The sequence below is a fragment of the Pseudarthrobacter siccitolerans genome (genome assembly GCF_001046895.1).
Taxonomy (GTDB): Bacteria; Actinomycetota; Actinomycetes; order Actinomycetales; family Micrococcaceae; genus Arthrobacter; species Arthrobacter siccitolerans.
The window spans coordinates 102,722-118,246 of the sequence record NZ_CAQI01000029.1; the positions used below are offsets into that span (position 1 = coordinate 102,722).

The window sequence follows — 15,525 nt, forward strand, 5'->3', positions numbered from 1 at the left end:
CGCGTGTGAGGCACCTCACACGCTCCTGACTATAACCTCGCAAAACAGAACATGGAAGAACGGGAAATAACATTTGGCTATCGGGTTTTTTTGAATCGTCACAAAAGGGGAATGGCCCTGTTTTCCCTGAATAACAGGGAGAACAGGGCCATTCTGCAGTGTGCCAGTTGATACTAAGCCAGTGTTACTTTCTGAGCGACTGCGCGATCTGCTGCATGATGGTGGGGTCCGAGAGGGTGGTGGCGTCACCCGGGTCACGGCCTTCTGCGACGTCCTTGAGCAGGCGGCGCATGATCTTGCCGGAGCGGGTCTTGGGCAGTTCGGGGACCACCAGGATGTTCTTCGGTTTGGCGATGGGACCGATTTCCTTGCCTACGTGGTTGCGGAGTTCCTGGACGATGTCGTCTCCGGAATCGACGGCGTCGCCGCGGAGGATGACGAACGCGACGACGGCCTGGCCGGTGGTTTCGTCCGTGGCCCCCACCACGGCGGCTTCGGCCACGGCGGGGTGCGATACCAGGGCGGACTCGATTTCGGTGGTGGAGAGCCGGTGGCCGGAGACGTTCATCACGTCATCCACCCGGCCCAGCAGCCAGACGTCGCCGTCCTCGTCCTTCTTGGCGCCGTCGCCCGCGAAGTACATGTTTTCGAAGCGGGACCAGTAGGTGTCCTTGTACCGTTCGGGGTCGCCCCAGATGCCGCGGAGCATCGCGGGCCAGGGTTCGCGGATCACCAGGAAACCGCCGTGGCCGTTGGGGACGGATTCGCCCATCTCGTCCACCACGTCCACAGCGACGCCCGGCAGCGGCACCTGGGCGGAGCCGGGTTTGGCCGCGGTGACGCCGGGCAGCGGGGCGATCATCTGGGCGCCGGTCTCGGTCTGCCACCAGGTGTCCACGATGGGGGTCTTGTCCCCGCCGATGACGTTCCGGTACCACATCCAGGCTTCGGGGTTGATGGGTTCGCCTACGGAGCCGAGCACACGGAGGGAGGTGAGGTCGTATTTGTCCGGGATTTCCCGGCCCCACTTCATGAACGTCCTGATGGCGGTGGGCGCGGTGTAGAGAATGGAGACCTTGTACTTTTCGATGATCTCCCACCAGCGGCCCTGGTGCGGGGAGTCGGGGGTTCCTTCGTACATCACCTGGGTGGCGCCGTTGATGAGCGGGGCGTAGGTGACGTAGGAGTGGCCGGTGACCCAGCCGACGTCGGCCGTGCACCAGTACACGTCCGTCTCCGGGTGCAGGTCGAACACCGCCTTGTGGGTGTAGGCGGTCTGGGTGAGGTATCCGCCGGTGGTGTGCAGGATGCCCTTGGGCTTTCCGGTGGTTCCGGAGGTGTAGAGGATGAACAGCGGGTGCTCGGAATCGTGGCCCACCGCGGTGTGCTCGGTGGAAGCTGCTTCCACCGTATCTGCCCACCAGTGGTCGCGGCCTTCGGTCCAGTCCACGTCCTGGCCGTTGCGCTTGACCACCACCACGTTCTGCACCGTGTGGCCATCGTTCGCGAGCGCCTCGTCCACCGCCGGCTTCAGGGCGCTGGGCTTGCCGCGGCGGTAGGTCCCGTCCGCGGTCACCACCAGCTTGGCCTCGGCATCCTCGATCCTGGAACGCAGCGCGTCCGCCGAGAAACCGCCGAACACCACCGAGTGCACCGCCCCGATCCGGGCACAGGCCAGGAGCGTAATGACCGCTTCGGGGATCATCGGCAGGTACACGGCCACCCGGTCACCCTTGGCCACACCGAGGGATTCGAACGCGTTTGCGGCTTTCTTGACCTCTTCGGTCAGCTGCGCGTAGGTGTAGGTGCGGGTATCGCCGGGTTCGCCTTCGAAGTAGATGGCCACCCTGTCGCCCCGGCCGTTCTCCACATGCCGGTCCAGCGCGTTGTAGGCCGCGTTGACCTCGCCGCCGACGAACCACTTGGCGAACGGCGGGTTGGACCAGTCCAGCGCCTCGTCGAAGTCCTTGCTCCAGGTCAGCAGCTCACGCGCCTGCTTCGCCCAGAACGCCGGCCGGTCAGCGGCGGCCTCCTCATACTCCGATGCCTTGACCACAGCGTCAGCGGCGAACTCGGGAGTGGGCGGAAAAGTCCGGGTCTCGTGCAGCAGGTTTTCGAAGGCATCGCCCTGCTGGCCGGCCTGCCCGCTTTGTCCGGAGCCGGCGGAAGCGGTGGCCGTGGAGCTTGAAGTGTCCTGGGACATGTGAACCTCATCATTCATCGATCTTTGCTGCGCGGACATCCGCTGCCGGCCGGGCTCCGCCGCCTGCACGACGCCGGGCACCGGCTGGTCACGGAATTTCCGCAAAGAGCTGTTCCGGAACCAACACTAATGCTTGCCCGGCGGCGCATGTGTGCGCTGTCACAGACGGGCCAGTGAACGGCATTTATTAAGCGGTGAATGGACGTGCGGCGACAGGCCGCCGTCCCCTCCCGGCTAGTGATCACTCAGGCTGTTGACTAGGCTGAGTTTGAATTGTGACTTCACTTCGGACCCTCTCCTCCGGGCCGCGCAGGCGCCCGGGACGGGAGGGAACCGTTGTACGACGGCACGGTTTCGGGGCCACTGGTCCCGGTGCCGCCACGCTAAGGAGAACAGAATGAACCAGCAGATCTTCGGCCAGAAAACAGGCCCCGACAGTGTGACGGGATCCGGCAGCACTGCCGCCCCGTCCGCCGACGCAGGCAAAGCGGCCACGTCTGAAGGGAAGGGCGCCACTGCCCACCAGGCCGTGCTCGGTCCGTTCACCATCCGGGACCTGGCCGTGTTCGCCGCCACCCTCATTTTGTTCATCGCGTCTCTGCTGCCCATCTTCGGCGGCAGGTACAACCTGTGGAACCTGAACAATCTCTTCTTCCTGGGCCTCGGCATTGTCCTGCCCCTGGTGGTTAGCGCACTCTTTGCCGCACGCAGGCTTGCCCCCGCCACGAAAATCCGGATCGGGTCGCTGTCCGTCGACCAGTTCGCATCCGTGGTGGCCTCCTTCGCAGTGGCATTCTTCTTCCTGTCCGTAGCAGGTGCCTACGTTCCCAGCCTGCTGGTGGGCCTGATTGGCGCCCTGGTCCTGTTCGCTGCGACGGTCCTGGGCCGCTTCCTTCCCTACATCTCGCCCGATTTCCAGGGCCGCGCGGAAGCTCCGGCGCATGTGGTGGCGCGAGAAGCCGCCGTCCCCGTCCACAAACCGCGCGCTCCCAAAAAGCCCAAGGCTCCGTCCACTGCTTCCAAGCCTGCCTCCAGCGGCGGCCTGTTCAGCGGTGCCGGTGCCGGATCCTTCCCGGTGCAGCCCGATGCCACGCGCCACTCACCCGCTGCGAACCATGTGCCCGCTGCGCACCACGCGCCCGCCACAGCCGCAGTTCCTACCGCCGGCACGGCCGCAGTTCCCACGGCCGGCATGGCCGCTGGTGCCACCGCCACCGCTGCCGCTGCCCCGGCAGCGGGTCCCGCAGCTGTCTCCACCGCCCCGGAAGCATCCGATTTCGGCTCCAAAGGTGACCTCGGCCCCGCAACCCAGGCGTCCGACGTCGTCCGCCCCGCTTCCGCGCCCGCAGCGGAGGAGACGCAGCTGGGCGATATCCCTGCCTCGGGTGCCGGGGCTTCCCGGGATGCGGCACAGCGGACCGGCGGCAACCACCACGGCGGGCCGGCTGCCTCTGCCCCTGCAGCGCAGGGCTCCGGGGAGCCTCCTGCCGCTACGGCTGTCCATCCGCAGGTTCGCGCCGATGTTCCGATCGGGGCAACCGTAGACCCCGCAAACCGGCCCGAGGAATCGGACGAGCAGCCCATCCATGAAGCCTTCTGGTTTGCCGTGGCACAACACCGCACCGCATTCGATCCGCGCACCGGTGCACCGGCCTTCGTCATCGAGCCCGGTGGCTGGGTGCTGGCGCTGGAAGACCGCGGGCACGAGTTCCTGGTCCAGCATACGGACGGGCGGCTGGGCGTGCTGCGCGACCTCAGCAATATCGAGCGCGGCTAGCAGATGGCCTCGCCCCGGGCGGCCAAAGCTTTACGGGCCGTCAGCGATCCGCATGCCGGCACGGCCGGCGGTGGAAATGCTTCCGCCGGCCAGGCAGCGGGCATGCCCGTCGTCTCCTCGGAGTCCGTGCTCGGGCTGAAGAGGCGGGCGCGCCGGATCAACCGGGCCCTGGCGGAAAAGTACCCGTACGCCCACGCGGAACTTGATTTCCGCAACCCGTTCGAACTGCTGGTGGCCACGGTCCTGTCCGCGCAGACCACCGACGTCACCGTCAACCAGATCACTCCGCTGCTGTTCGCCCGTTACCCGGACCCGCGGTCCATGGCGGAAGCGGACCCCGCCGCGATCGAAGAGATCATCAAGCCCACGGGTTTCTTCCGTGCCAAGACCCGGAGCCTTGTGGCGTTGTGCACCCGGCTGGTGGATGAGTACAACGGCGTGGTTCCCGGCCGGCTGGAGGACCTCGTTACCTTGCCGGGCGTTGGCCGGAAAACCGCCAACGTGGTGCTGGGCAACGCCTTCGGCATCCCCGGCATCACGGTGGACACCCACTTTGGCCGCCTGGCCCGCCGCTTCGGCTGGACGCAGTCCGAGGACCCGGTCCAGATCGAATACGATGTCGCGGAGCTCTTCGAGAAGAAGGACTGGACCATGCTGTCCCACCGGGTGGTGTTCCACGGGCGGCGAGTGTGCCACTCCCGCAAACCGGCGTGCGGCGCGTGCCCCGTGGCCAACTGGTGCCCCAGCTACGGGATGGGTGAAACAGACCCCGCCAAGGCAGCCAAGCTCCTGAAGTACGAACTCGCTCCCGGCAATGAAGCCCTCCTGGCCCAACTGCAGGCCGAAACCCACAGGGCGGCTGAAATCAGGATGGAATCGCAAAAGAGGACTCCGTGAGCGCCCGCCGGGACCTGATTGATTTGGCCCACAGGGCTGCGTCAGGATCGGCCTCGGCGCCCGATCCGCTGTGGGCGGCGCTGACCGTTGATGCCAGCCGGGCGCGCAGGGCTGCTGTCCTGATGCTGTTCGGGGCGCTCGATGAAATTCCTGCCGCTTCGGACAAACCGCTGGCCCCGGCCGACCTCGATGTCCTGCTCCTGGAACGCGCGCACACCCTGGGCTCCCACCCCGGGCAGGTGGCATTTCCCGGCGGCGCCATTGACGCACGGGAAACACCGGTTCAGGCGGCCCTGCGGGAGGCCGAAGAGGAAACGGGGCTCGACACCAACGGTGTGGAAGTCCTGGGCACCCTGCAGGAGCTGGGCCTGGCCCACAGCAACTTCCTCGTCACCCCGGTCCTCGGGTGGTGGCGCTCGCCCTCACCCGTGCGGGTGGTGGATTACGCCGAGTCCGCGCAGGTGTTCCGCATCCCCGTCCGCGACCTGCTGGACCCGGACAACCGGGTGATGGCCACAGTCCACCGGGCCGGGCGTACCTTCGACAGCCCGGCTTTCACCGTCAACGGTGTGGTGGTCTGGGGTTTTACTGGAATCGTCCTGAACGGCCTCTTTGAACAGCTTGGCTGGGCCGTGCCGTGGGACCGGAGCCGGGTGCACCCGATGAGTGTCTAGTTTTTCCCCGGACAGCGCCAGTCTGCTTGGCCTAGGCCTGCTGCTGGCGGAGATCCACCACTATGCCGGTGGCCGCATTCTCACGCATCGCCTTGATGCCCTCCACAAGTGTGTTCAAAGACTTAAAGTTTGGCGAAACGGCGACGATGTTTCCTTCCGCATCCGTAAGCCGAAGCCTGTATGACTCGTCCCCAACCCGATGTATTTCAAACCTGCCCGCCATATGCCGGACCTCCCCTGGTGTTTGCGTCGTTGCAGCAACCTTTGGACCGATCTGTTTCAGTCACCCCAAGACTGTAACCCGCGTCACGGTGCCCCGGCGAGCTACTGCCGGGTAGGTTACTTCTCTCGACAAACGTCGCGCCGGAGGCCTGCCTCGCGTTGCCACGCGCCGCTCCTATTTGGCGTGGTTGTAGGAATCCACCACTGCCACGCTCACCGGAAACTCCACCGGGATCGGTCCGAACAACAGCTCCTTGGCCGCGGAGGCGGCATCCTCGATCGCCTGGATGCACGCGTCCACCAGGTGAACGGGAGCGTGGACCATCACTTCGTCGTGGAGGAAGAAGACCAGCTCCGCCGCGGGCTGGCCATCTGTGCGCAAGGCGCGCAGCCGCCGTCGTAATTCCGCCAGCCAGCACGCCGCCCAGTCCGCCGCGGAACCCTGGACCACGAAATTGCGTGTGAAACGGCCCCTGGAACGGGCGATCGATTCCGCGCGCCGCTGCTCCTCTGCCGACGCCGGGCGCTGGCTTGCGAACCATCGTTCCGAAGGGGGAGGGCTGCTGCGGCCCAGCCGGGTGGTGACGGTCCCGCCGGACTCACCGGTCCGCGCGGCCTGTTCCACAAAACCCACCGCCCGCGGGTAGGTCCTGGTGAGCTGCGGCATGAGGCGTCCGGCCTCGCCCGACGTGGCGCCGTACATGGCACCCAGCAGCGCCACCTTCGCCTTCGACCGGTCGCCGCCGAACCCCTTCGCGGCGATCCCCGCGTAAAGGTCCTGGTCCCGGGCAGCCTCGGCCATGACGGCGTCCTGGGCCAGCGCCACCAGGACCCGCGGTTCAAGCTGGGAAGCATCGGCCACGATCAGCTTGTGGCCGGGATCGGCATGGACAGCGCCGCGGATCTGGCGGGGAATCTGCAGCGCGCCACCACCGCGGGACGCCCAGCGGCCCGAGACCACCCCGCCCACCACGTATTCGGGCCTGAACCTCCCGCCGGCCACCCACGCGTCCAGCCAGGCCCAGCCGTTCGCCGTGTGCAGCCTGGAAAGCTTCTTGTAGGCCAGGAGCGGCCCGATGGCCGGGTGTTTGGACTCCTTCAGCTCCCATTGCCGGGTGCTTTTGACCTCGATGCCGTTCCGGTGCAGGGCCCGGATGAGTTCCTGCGGGGAATCCGGGTTGAGCGTCAGGGCGTTCAACAGCCCGCGCAGTTCGAGGTTCAGGGCCTCGAGTTTGGCCGGGCGATGGCCCAGGGGCGGGCGCGGGCCCAGGTAATCGGCAAGGATTTCCTCGTGCAGGTCCTCCCGCCAGGGCACGCCGGTGTGCTGCATCTCGGCCGCGATCATCGCGCCGGCGGATTCCGCGGCCAGCAGGAGCTGAAGCCGGTTCCGCCGGTTCTCTTCGGGGCTTACAGCGGCCAGGGCTTCCTGCTGGGCAGCGTACTCCGCGCGGAGGTCCTCAAGCGTGAAACGGGGTTCGGAGCCCGTTTGGGGATCATCGAACAGGGCATCCTGTTCCGGCGGCGGCGGGGGCGGCTGCAACGCACGGGGCGGCTGCTCGGGGTCATCAAGGGTGACCTTTTCGGCGTTCCGGGCGTACTCGGTGTGGGCCGCGAACTGGGAGAGGGCCAGGATGTTCCCGCACAGGCTCAGGTCATGGCACCGCTCAAGTTCCACCCCCTGCGCGAGAAGGGAGGGATACCAGTCCTGGGTGCGGTGCCAGATCCAGCGGGGCGGCTGCCCGCCGCGCGGCCTGCGTTCCAGCCCAAGGACGACGCCGGCCAGCTCACCTGCCGAGACCAGCCTCGGTTCCGGATTGGCGGGGTGCGGTTGGCCTGCCTGGGTGAGTTCCTGCAGGACCGCGCCGGAGGGGTGGGCGGCGAGCAGCAGGTACATGCTCCAATTCTGCCTTGTCTTTTCCGGGCCGTTTTGCCGCCGGGACTCGTCCTGCACAGGGTCGTTGGCGCCGCTTTTGTGCACATACGGCCGGGACCTCCTTATCCTTGACCGGCCGGTGGCGGACAGTGGCTCCATGAGCAGGCATGAGTTGACTCCCTCCACCCCTGATCCGGTCCTCGCCAGGCGTTCATCCCGGAGCCCGGGGGACGGGCTTCTTTCCGGTCCTCCCGGTTTCGCGGCCGGTTTGGAAGGGCCGGCCGATGCTTGGCTGCCGGACAGCGGGGAAGAGGTGCTGCTGGTCACCGCATCCCCGGTTATACGCGCCGAGGTGGAGCGGATTGTGGCGGCGGCCGGTGCCCATCTTCGCGTTGTTGCCGATGCACTGGAAGGGGCCAGGTACTGGGACGCTTCGGCCGCTGTCCTGGTGGGCAGTGATATCCGGGAGTTGCCGCCCCGGCGGCGGGCACCGGCCGTCCTCGTCGGTCTGGACGGTGAAGGCGACAGCCTGTGGCATCTGGCGGCAGCGCTGGGAGCTGAGCGGGTGGCCGTGCTCCCTGATGCCGCGGCCTGGCTGGCGGACCACCTCAGCCGCTCCCGTGCGCCCGGCCCCGGCGGAATCATCCTGGGCGTGACCGGCGGGTGCGGCGGGGCCGGGGCCACCACGGCAGCGATCTGGGTAGCCCAGGCCGCGGCGGGAATGGGAGCCCGGGTACTGCTCGTTGATGGCGACCCGTGGGGCGGCGGGCTGGAACTCGCTATCGCCGCCGAGGAAAGCCCCGGCCTGCGCTGGCCGGACCTCTCCGAGGCACGGGGCAGCATCGATTCCAGCCAGCTGTCCGACGCACTGCCCGTCTCCGGAGGGTTTTCGTTCCTGTCCTGGCCGGCGAGCCGTGAACAGCCCGTTCCGGTGTCCGCGCCCACCACCACCGGCGTGCTCGACGCCGCACGCCGGGGGTATGAACTGGTGGTGCTGGACATTGGCAGGGGCGCTGCGCCGCTGCAGTCCTACGCCTGGGACTGCGACCGGATCATGATGGTGGTCCCGGCCCAGCTGAAGGCGGCGGTGGCGGCAGTCCGGCTGCTCCACGAGTTCCCGCCGGTGGAGGCCGGGCTCCTGGTCCGGGGCCGGCCGGGGTCTGCCTTGGATGGGTCCTTGATCTCCGAGGCCATCGGTCTTCCCGTGCAGGGCCGCGTCCCTGAGCTTCGGGGAGTTGGTGCCGCCACGGAGTCCGGCCGGCTGCTGGAACTGGGCAAGCGGCGCAGCGTCCGGCATTTTGCCGCTTCGGTGCTCGATTCGCTTGGTGATGAGATGCCGGCCGGGGAGCTCGGATGAACCAGCAGTCCGCGAGGGGATCGGGATCAGCTGACGGGCTGCGGCGGGGTGCCCGGTTCCTGGAAGGGCGTCCCGCGGAAGGCCAGCGCCTGCAGGGCCAGCGCCGGGACCCGCGCCAGGTGGAGCGGCAGGCTGTTGACGCAGGACTGTTGGAATCCGTCCGGGAGTCCATGATGGCCGAAGCCGGTGCTGTCACGCCATCACGCGTGGCCGCGGCGGTGCAGGCAACCGGCAAGCTGCTGGGAACCGCCGGCTCGCTCGCGGCGGTTGAACGCATCAGCGCGGAGCTCAGCGGACTGGGACCGCTGCAGCCGTTGACACGGGACCCGGCCGTCACCGACATCTTCGTCAACGCTCCCGACTCGGTGTGGGTGGACCGGGGCCGGGGCATCGAGCGCGTGCAGGTTGCCTTCGGCGATGAAACCCAACTGCGGGCCCTGGCCTGCAGGCTTGTGGCCGCGGGAGGGCGCCGCCTGGATGACGGTTCACCGTGTGTGGATGTACGGCTGGCAGGCGGCTACCGCGTGCATGCGGTACTCCCTCCGGTTTCGACGGCGGGAACCCTGCTCAGCGTCAGGATCCGCCGCGAACGGGTATTCAGCATGGACGAGCTGCAGGCAGCAGGCATGTTCGGCCCCCTCATGAGGGACGTCCTGGAGCGGGTGCTGGAGCTGCGGCTGAGCTTTTTGATCAGTGGTGCCACCGGTTCCGGGAAGACCACCCTCCTGTCCACCCTCCTGGGGTTGTGTGCCCCGGAGGAGCGGCTGGTCCTCATTGAGGATGCCTCCGAACTGAACCCGGTCCATCCGCATGTGGTCGCCCTCGAATCCCGGCACGGCAACCTTGAAGGCGGCGGGGAAGTGGGGCTCAGCGAGCTCGTCCGGCAGGCGCTGCGCATGAGGCCCGACCGGCTGGTGGTCGGTGAGTGCCGCGGCGCCGAGGTGCGGGAATTGCTGACGGCGATGAACACCGGGCACAGCGGCGGAGGCGGGACCATCCACGCCAACACTGCCGCCGCTGTCCCTGCGCGGCTTACAGCGCTGGGTGCCCTCGCCGGATTGAACCCGGACGGTGTCCGGCTTCAGGCCGCCAGCGCCCTTGACGTGGTGATCCACGTTGAAAGGACCAGCCGCGGCAGGGAAGTGGCGTGCATCGGCGTTATGGAGGCCGGCCCTGACGGGCTCCGTGTCCTGTCCGCACTGGAAGCCACGGAAGGTATCACCGGTGCGGGTCCGGCGTGGGGCGCACTGGGCGGACGCCTGGGACTTGAACCGGAGCATGGCTTATGACTGTTTTCCTGGCAACGGTCCTGGTGCTGGCTGCGCTGTTGATTCTTCGCCCGACGCACGCTGCGGCAGGCAGGTTCCGCCGCGCAACGTCCGGTGTTGCTGGTGGTTCAAGGGGCAAGTCCTGGGTCCCTGCGTTTCGCTGGGCCAGGCCCGGAACCGGGAAGGCTGCAGTCTCCGGCCCGGCGATACCCATGACCCTGGTGGTGCAGCAGCTGGCCGCTCTGCTGAAGGGTGGGCGCACGCCGGCCCGCCTCTGGGATGAGCTGTGGTTTGTTTACGGGGCGGACGGGCAGACCGAACCGGATCATCAACGTGCAGGGCGGCAGGCTACCGGGCTTACCCAGGGATCGATCGCCATGCTGGCAGCCGCCCGCACCGCCGCGGCCACAGGGGCTCCTGTATCGGAGGCCATCAGGCGCTCCCTGCCCGCAGCCTTTCCCCGGGCGGACCGGGAGTGCCGGATCTGGTCCCAGCTGGCCGCCTGCTTCGACATCGCAGAAGCAAGCGGGTGCCCCCTGGCTGACGTGCTGACCCGGTTCACGGCGCAATTGGAAGTAGAGGACGACGCCGACGCCGCCCGCCAGACGGCACTTGCAGGGCCCAAAGCCACAGTCAGGCTTTTGACGTGGCTTCCGCTGATGGGGCTGGGGCTCGGCATGGCACTCGGCGTCGATCCGCTGGCCATTCTGCTGGGCACCCCACTGGGACTGGCGGCGCTCGCAGCCGGGATTGCCCTCACCATCGCGGGCAGGGTCTGGTCGGCCCGGCTGGTCGCGGCAGCAGCAGGAGCGGGAGTGCCATGAACCTGCCATTGCTCGCGTCGCTGGCAGTCTGGGCCCTGTTGGCCGCCGCAGCCTGCCTCGTATTCCTTGGTAAAGACCGCCCGCGGAAGCGCCTGATCACCCTGTCCAGGGCCCAAGAACCGGATTCGGCGGGTTATCCCCGGTCCGCCCGCGCCGGTTTCCGCAACAGGGATGGTCCTGACGGCCTGCGGGACACCGCCATGATGCTTGAACTCGTCGCCGCCATGCTGGACGCCGGGTCCGGGATCGGCCGTTCCCTGGATCTTGTCTCGGCCTCCGCGTCCCCGCAGTACCGCGCGTCGCTTCGTCCGGTCGTTTCCGCACTGGCGATCGGAGCCGACTGGGAGACCGCGTGGCGGAGCTCGGCCGTCAGGCTGCCCGCGATTCTGGAGCTGCGCGACGCCCTGGGGTTTGCGGCGCTGACAGGTGCGCCCTCGTCCGCAATCCTCTACGCCCAGGCGGCAAGGCTTCGGCGGGAAAGGTTCCGGGCAGCTGAAAAGCGGGCGGCATCCCTCGGCGTCAAGCTGGTGGTCCCGCTGGGACTGTGTTCGCTGCCGGCCTTTATCTGCCTGGGCGTGGTGCCCGTCCTGCTGGCACTGGTGCCCTCGGGCTCATAGCCGCGCTGCCGCCAGGTGCCGTTCCAGAGGGCTCAGCATCACCGGGTTCCTGTCGGGCCGGGACAGCTGCTCTTTTCCTCCACAGCGGCCCACCTTTTCCACTTACGCAACAGCCGGACTTACCGCCCGCGGCAAGGCCCGGAAGAGTCAAACCACCGGCAACCGTGCCGGCCAATCGAAAGGAATCACCGCATGTCCATCAACCAGGACCGCCATTACGCTACCGGGACCGCAGCACTAGCAGCAGCCCGGCAGGACACGAAACGGCGCACCACCGCAGCCCGATCTGCTGGTACACCCGCAGCCGGCTCGGTGTCATTGCCAGCGAATGTGGTGGAGCTTTACCCGGGTGTCACCGCCCGGCGCAGCACCGGCCTCCGGAGGCTGCTGGGATCAGAAGCGGGCATGGCCACGGCAGAGTATGCCATCGCCACGCTGGCCGCCGTCGGCTTTGCCGGACTGCTGGTCTTCATCCTTCGAAGCGAGGAAGTCCGCGGCTTCCTGCTGAACCTGATCCGCACGGCGCTGGCCTTGCCATGACCTGCGCGCCGGACGCGCTGTGCCTTCGGCGGCGGACAGAGCGGGGCGCGGTTACCGCGGAGTTTGCGGTGACACTGCCTGCCGTCCTGCTGCTCCTGGCCATGCTGCTCTCAGGTGCCGCGGCCGGAGTCACCCAGCTGCGGTTGGAGGAAGGAGCCAGGGCAGGGGCCCGGGCACTCGCCCGCGGTGATGACTCCGCCGCCGTGGCGAGGATCGTCCGGACCCTTTCTGGAACGTCGGCGTCCGCGGCTGTCGCAGCCGACGGCGAATGGCTGAGCGTCACTGTCACGGACCGGGTAGGCGGCCCGCTGGGGTCCTCCATCCCCTGGACGCTGACGGCACGCGCCTCAACCCGTACCGAAACGCCTGCGGCGGGCCCGGCCGCGCCGCCGGCGGTGGCGCCGGGCCCGGCTACCGCGCCGGCGGCTGCTGCGGCAGGCACCGGATGACCGGGATCCCGGACACCCCGGAGCGTGGTTCGGGCACGGTCCTGGCGGCGGGGCTGGCTTTGGTGGTGATGATGGCCATGGCACTGCTGCTGCTCCTGGCGCAGTCGGCTGTGCTCGCCAGCAGGGCAGCTGCCGCCGCTGACCTCGCTGCGCTCGCCGCGGCCGACGCCCTGCGCGGGGTCACCGACGGGGAACCGTGCAGCGTGGCCGCCGAGGTAGCGGCACGGCATGCCGCTACCCTGGTCAGCTGCTCGGAGGGCGTGGGCCAGACCGTCGAGGTCCAGACGGAGTTGATCGAGCGGACCATGCTGGGTGCGGCGAGCGGCCGTGCCCGGGCGGGACCCCCACCATGAGCATGCACCGCCGGCGTGGGCCCGGCGTCAGCGCTGGGCTTCCACGCTCTCGGCTTTGGCTTCGGTTGCATCCTTGAGCAGGACCTCGAGCAGGGTGACCGCGGCCGCCTTGTCCAGGGGATTGTTTTTGTTCCCGCACTTGGGCGACTGGACGCAGGAGGGGCAGCCTGATTCGCATTCGCAGGCCATGATGGCATCGCGGGTCGCGGCCAGCCACACCTTGGCCTTGTCGAACCCGCGCTCGGCAAAGCCGGCACCCCCAGGGTGCCCGTCATACACAAAAATGGTGGGCACCCCGGTGTCGGCGTGCAGTGCAGTCGAAACGCCGCCGATATCCCACCGGTCGCTCGAAGCCACCAGCGGGAGCAGGCCGATTGCGGCGTGCTCGGCTGCGTGCAGGGCACCCGGGAACTGGGCTTCGATCAGGCCGGCGGCGGTGAGGGACCGGTTGTCCACCACAAACCACACTGCCTTGGTGAACAGCTCCCGCGCGCCGAGGTCGAGGGGTTCCTCGCCCAGGATTTCGTTGGAGATCAGGGCCTTGCGCTGGAACGAAACCACTTGGGTGGTGACCTTAACGTCGCCGAAGTGCAGGGAGACGTCACCCCACCGGGCGGTGCGTTGGGTTTCCAGCACCTCGATCTGTGTGACGTCCCGTGCAGTGGTGTAGTAATCGGGATTGGCGCGTCGGACCACCACGCAGTGGTCGTCTTCGTTGAGGTCCTCCACCACGTAGCTGTCGCCCTGGTGGATGTAAACGGCACCTGTATGGGCCTGGTAGTGGGTCTGGGGCGAATCCATCGTCCCGAGGAGGGAGCCGGTATCGGCATCAACAATACTGACGGGCCCGCCGCCGTCGGCGCGCAGGTTCACCATGGCGGCCGCACTCTGGGAATGGGTCCAGAACCACCCTGCCGGACGGCGCCGCAGATATCCCTGGGCCACCAGGCGGTCGAGAAGCGCCTCGGCGGTGCTCCCGAACAGGTCCAGCTCAGCAGGGCCGAGCGGCAGTTCCGCGGCGGCAGCGCAAAGGTGGGGTCCCAGCACGTACGGGTTGGCAGGGTCGAAAACAGTGGCTTCCACCGAGACGTCGAAAATGGCCTCGGGATGGTTCACCAGGAAGGTGTCCAAGGGATCGTCACTGGCAACAAAAGCCGCGATCGCGTCCTGTCCGGCCCGGCCGGCCCGCCCGATCTGCTGGAACAGTGAGGCTCTCGTGCCGGGCCAACCGGCGACCAGGACCGCGTCCAGTCCTGAGATGTCGATCCCCAGCTCCAGCGCGGAAGTGCTGGAAACACCCAGCAGGCTGCCGGACCGCAGTGCCTTTTCCACCGCCCGGCGTTCCTCGGGCAAATATCCGGAACGGTAGGCTGCCACCCGCTGGGGCAGGCTGGGATCCACTTCGTCCAGCAGGCGTTTGGTAATGGAGGAGATGGTCTCCGCTCCGCGGCGGGATTTGATGAAGGCAATGGTCCGGACGTGTGCCGACACGAGGTTCGCCAGCAGGTCCGAGGTCTCGGCGACGGCCGTGCGCCGTTCCTTGGCGCCGTTCTCGCCGCGGAGTTCGGTCAGCGCCGGTTCCCAGAACGCCACGGTGGTGGCACCATGCGGTGAACCGTCCTCCGAGACTGCCGTAACCGGTGCGCCGATGAGGCGGGCGAAGGAGATATCCGGATCAGAAGCGGTGGCGGAAGCGGCGATGAATACCGGCTCGGGAAATGCGGAGCCGGCACCGTAGTAGGCGCAGATGCGCCGCAGCCGGCGCATCAGGTTGGCCACGTGTGAGCCGAAAACGCCCCGGTAACTGTGCGCCTCATCCACGATGACGTAGCGAAGGCGCCGGAAGAACCCCGCCCACCAGGCGTGGTTGGGAAGGATGCCGAAGTGCAGCATGTCCGGGTTGGCGAGGATGAAGTTGGCGTGGTCCCGGATCCACCGCCGGGAGGCCGGGTCCGTGTCGCCGTCATAGGTTTCCGCGCGGACGGTGGGCAGCTGCAGCGCCCGGATGGCGTTCAGCTGGTCGGCGGCGAGAGCCTTGGTGGGGGACAGGTACAGGGTGACCGCACCGTCGTCGTGGATCTTTCCGGGATCGGCAAGAACCCGCAGCTCGGAACGGTGGATGGCGTCCAGGGCCGGCAGCTGGTAGGCGAGGGACTTCCCCGACGCCGTGCCGGTGGCCACCACAACGTGCCCGCCGCCATGGGCAATGTTGGCGGCTTCCACCTGGTGGCGGTAGGGCTGCTGCACCCCGAGCGACCCGTAGGCAGCCACCAGGTCCGGGTGGATCCATGACGGCCATGGCTCGTGCACGGCCTTGCGGGCAGGGATGGTGCGGACATGACGCAGCTGTTCCGGGTCCGGGCCGCGGCCCAGCAGGGGAATCAGGGAGTCATGGGGGTTCACCCCAATATTGTTTCACCCGCCGCGGGCCGGGAGCGCCGGATTCGCCCTCGGGGGAAACGCGGAGACCC

The 15,525-nt window shown here is 67.9% G+C and carries 14 protein-coding genes; 10 read left to right on the top strand and 4 right to left on the bottom strand.

The genetic code is table 11. The features are described 5' to 3' along the window. Positions 1-184 precede the first annotated feature (184 nt). Entirely contained in the window at positions 185-2,203 is a 2,019-nt protein-coding gene (gene acs, locus ARTSIC4J27_RS03460) for an acetate--CoA ligase (RefSeq protein WP_050053929.1), read from the bottom strand. A 397-nt stretch (positions 2,204-2,600) separates the two neighbouring features. Here acs and ARTSIC4J27_RS03465 point away from each other — a divergent pair, with 397 nt between their 5' ends. The 3 genes from ARTSIC4J27_RS03465 (at position 2,601) to ARTSIC4J27_RS03475 (ending at position 5,551) form a co-directional block, all read left to right on the top strand. Further along, positions 2,601-3,980, top strand: a complete 1,380-nt coding sequence (locus ARTSIC4J27_RS03465; protein WP_050053822.1) for a hypothetical protein — start codon at positions 2,601-2,603, stop codon at positions 3,978-3,980. Positions 3,981-4,082: 102 nt separating this feature from the next. Continuing rightward, positions 4,083-4,877 carry an endonuclease III gene (nth, locus tag ARTSIC4J27_RS03470; protein ID WP_050053930.1) on the top strand — a complete coding sequence of 265 codons (795 nt, stop codon included), beginning with the start codon at positions 4,083-4,085 and terminating at the stop codon, positions 4,875-4,877. Further along, on the top strand, positions 4,874-5,551 hold the full coding sequence (locus tag ARTSIC4J27_RS03475) for an NUDIX hydrolase (protein WP_050053823.1): 678 nt from the start codon (positions 4,874-4,876) through the stop codon (positions 5,549-5,551). Before nth ends, ARTSIC4J27_RS03475 begins: the two co-directional genes overlap by 4 nt. A 31-nt stretch (positions 5,552-5,582) precedes the next feature. On the opposite strand, the gene ARTSIC4J27_RS03480 is transcribed toward ARTSIC4J27_RS03475, so the two are convergent. Together ARTSIC4J27_RS03480 and ARTSIC4J27_RS03485 are read right to left on the bottom strand one after the other, a co-directional pair. Further along, positions 5,583-5,774, bottom strand: coding sequence for a YegP family protein (locus tag ARTSIC4J27_RS03480; protein ID WP_050053824.1), 192 nt, complete (start codon positions 5,772-5,774; stop codon positions 5,583-5,585). 174 nt (positions 5,775-5,948) lie between these two features. After that, the gene (locus ARTSIC4J27_RS03485; protein WP_050053931.1) at positions 5,949-7,667 is read right to left on the bottom strand and encodes a bifunctional 3'-5' exonuclease/DNA polymerase; all 1,719 of its coding nucleotides are present in this window, start codon (positions 7,665-7,667) and stop codon (positions 5,949-5,951) included. 136 nt (positions 7,668-7,803) lie between these two features. Here ARTSIC4J27_RS03485 and ssd point away from each other — a divergent pair, with 136 nt between their 5' ends. The 7 genes from ssd (at position 7,804) to ARTSIC4J27_RS03520 (ending at position 13,054) form a co-directional block, all read left to right on the top strand. Continuing rightward, entirely contained in the window at positions 7,804-9,003 is a 1,200-nt protein-coding gene (gene ssd, locus ARTSIC4J27_RS03490) for a septum site-determining protein Ssd (protein WP_083435302.1), read from the top strand. After that, positions 9,000-10,292: a TadA family conjugal transfer-associated ATPase gene (locus tag ARTSIC4J27_RS03495; RefSeq protein WP_083435295.1), complete on the top strand. Its 1,293-nt coding sequence runs from the start codon at positions 9,000-9,002 to the stop codon at positions 10,290-10,292. Before ssd ends, ARTSIC4J27_RS03495 begins: the two co-directional genes overlap by 4 nt. Continuing rightward, entirely contained in the window at positions 10,289-11,095 is an 807-nt protein-coding gene (locus tag ARTSIC4J27_RS03500; protein ID WP_050053825.1) for a hypothetical protein, read from the top strand. The genes ARTSIC4J27_RS03495 and ARTSIC4J27_RS03500 overlap by 4 nt, the downstream gene beginning before the upstream one ends. Continuing rightward, positions 11,092-11,712 (top strand): type II secretion system F family protein, encoded by a 621-nt coding sequence (locus tag ARTSIC4J27_RS03505; RefSeq protein ID WP_050053826.1) that lies wholly within the window; start codon positions 11,092-11,094, stop codon positions 11,710-11,712. The genes ARTSIC4J27_RS03500 and ARTSIC4J27_RS03505 overlap by 4 nt, the downstream gene beginning before the upstream one ends. 192 nt (positions 11,713-11,904) lie before the next feature. Next, complete coding sequence (locus ARTSIC4J27_RS03510; RefSeq protein ID WP_050053827.1) at positions 11,905-12,252, top strand: DUF4244 domain-containing protein; 348 nt, start codon at positions 11,905-11,907, stop codon at positions 12,250-12,252. Between the two features lie 68 nt (positions 12,253-12,320). After that, entirely contained in the window at positions 12,321-12,701 is a 381-nt protein-coding gene (locus ARTSIC4J27_RS03515; protein ID WP_235436512.1) for a TadE family type IV pilus minor pilin, read from the top strand. Beyond that, positions 12,698-13,054, top strand: coding sequence for an Rv3654c family TadE-like protein (locus ARTSIC4J27_RS03520; protein ID WP_050053828.1), 357 nt, complete (start codon positions 12,698-12,700; stop codon positions 13,052-13,054). Before ARTSIC4J27_RS03515 ends, ARTSIC4J27_RS03520 begins: the two co-directional genes overlap by 4 nt. Before the next feature lie 27 nt (positions 13,055-13,081). Here ARTSIC4J27_RS03520 and ARTSIC4J27_RS03525 read toward each other — a convergent pair whose 3' ends face one another. After that, entirely contained in the window at positions 13,082-15,457 is a 2,376-nt protein-coding gene (locus ARTSIC4J27_RS03525) for a DEAD/DEAH box helicase (protein ID WP_050053829.1), read from the bottom strand. Positions 15,458-15,525 lie beyond the last annotated feature (68 nt).

What these genes read in the sequence shown, in the direction of transcription:
- ARTSIC4J27_RS03510 (WP_050053827.1), top strand. Translation starts at nt 11,905, where the DNA reads ATGTCCATCAACCAGGACCGCCATTACGCTACCGGGACCGCAGCACTA.
- ARTSIC4J27_RS03465 (WP_050053822.1), top strand. Translation starts at nt 2,601, where the DNA reads ATGAACCAGCAGATCTTCGGCCAGAAAACAGGCCCCGACAGTGTGACG.
- ARTSIC4J27_RS03480 (WP_050053824.1), bottom strand. Translation starts at nt 5,774, where the DNA reads ATGGCGGGCAGGTTTGAAATACATCGGGTTGGGGACGAGTCATACAGG.
- ARTSIC4J27_RS03520 (WP_050053828.1), top strand. Translation starts at nt 12,698, where the DNA reads ATGACCGGGATCCCGGACACCCCGGAGCGTGGTTCGGGCACGGTCCTG.
- ARTSIC4J27_RS03495 (WP_083435295.1), top strand. Translation starts at nt 9,000, where the DNA reads ATGAACCAGCAGTCCGCGAGGGGATCGGGATCAGCTGACGGGCTGCGG.
- ARTSIC4J27_RS03505 (WP_050053826.1), top strand. Translation starts at nt 11,092, where the DNA reads ATGAACCTGCCATTGCTCGCGTCGCTGGCAGTCTGGGCCCTGTTGGCC.
- nth (WP_050053930.1), top strand. Translation starts at nt 4,083, where the DNA reads ATGCCCGTCGTCTCCTCGGAGTCCGTGCTCGGGCTGAAGAGGCGGGCG.
- acs (WP_050053929.1), bottom strand. Translation starts at nt 2,203, where the DNA reads ATGTCCCAGGACACTTCAAGCTCCACGGCCACCGCTTCCGCCGGCTCC.
- ARTSIC4J27_RS03485 (WP_050053931.1), bottom strand. Translation starts at nt 7,667, where the DNA reads ATGTACCTGCTGCTCGCCGCCCACCCCTCCGGCGCGGTCCTGCAGGAA.
- ARTSIC4J27_RS03500 (WP_050053825.1), top strand. Translation starts at nt 10,289, where the DNA reads ATGACTGTTTTCCTGGCAACGGTCCTGGTGCTGGCTGCGCTGTTGATT.
- ssd (WP_083435302.1), top strand. Translation starts at nt 7,804, where the DNA reads ATGAGCAGGCATGAGTTGACTCCCTCCACCCCTGATCCGGTCCTCGCC.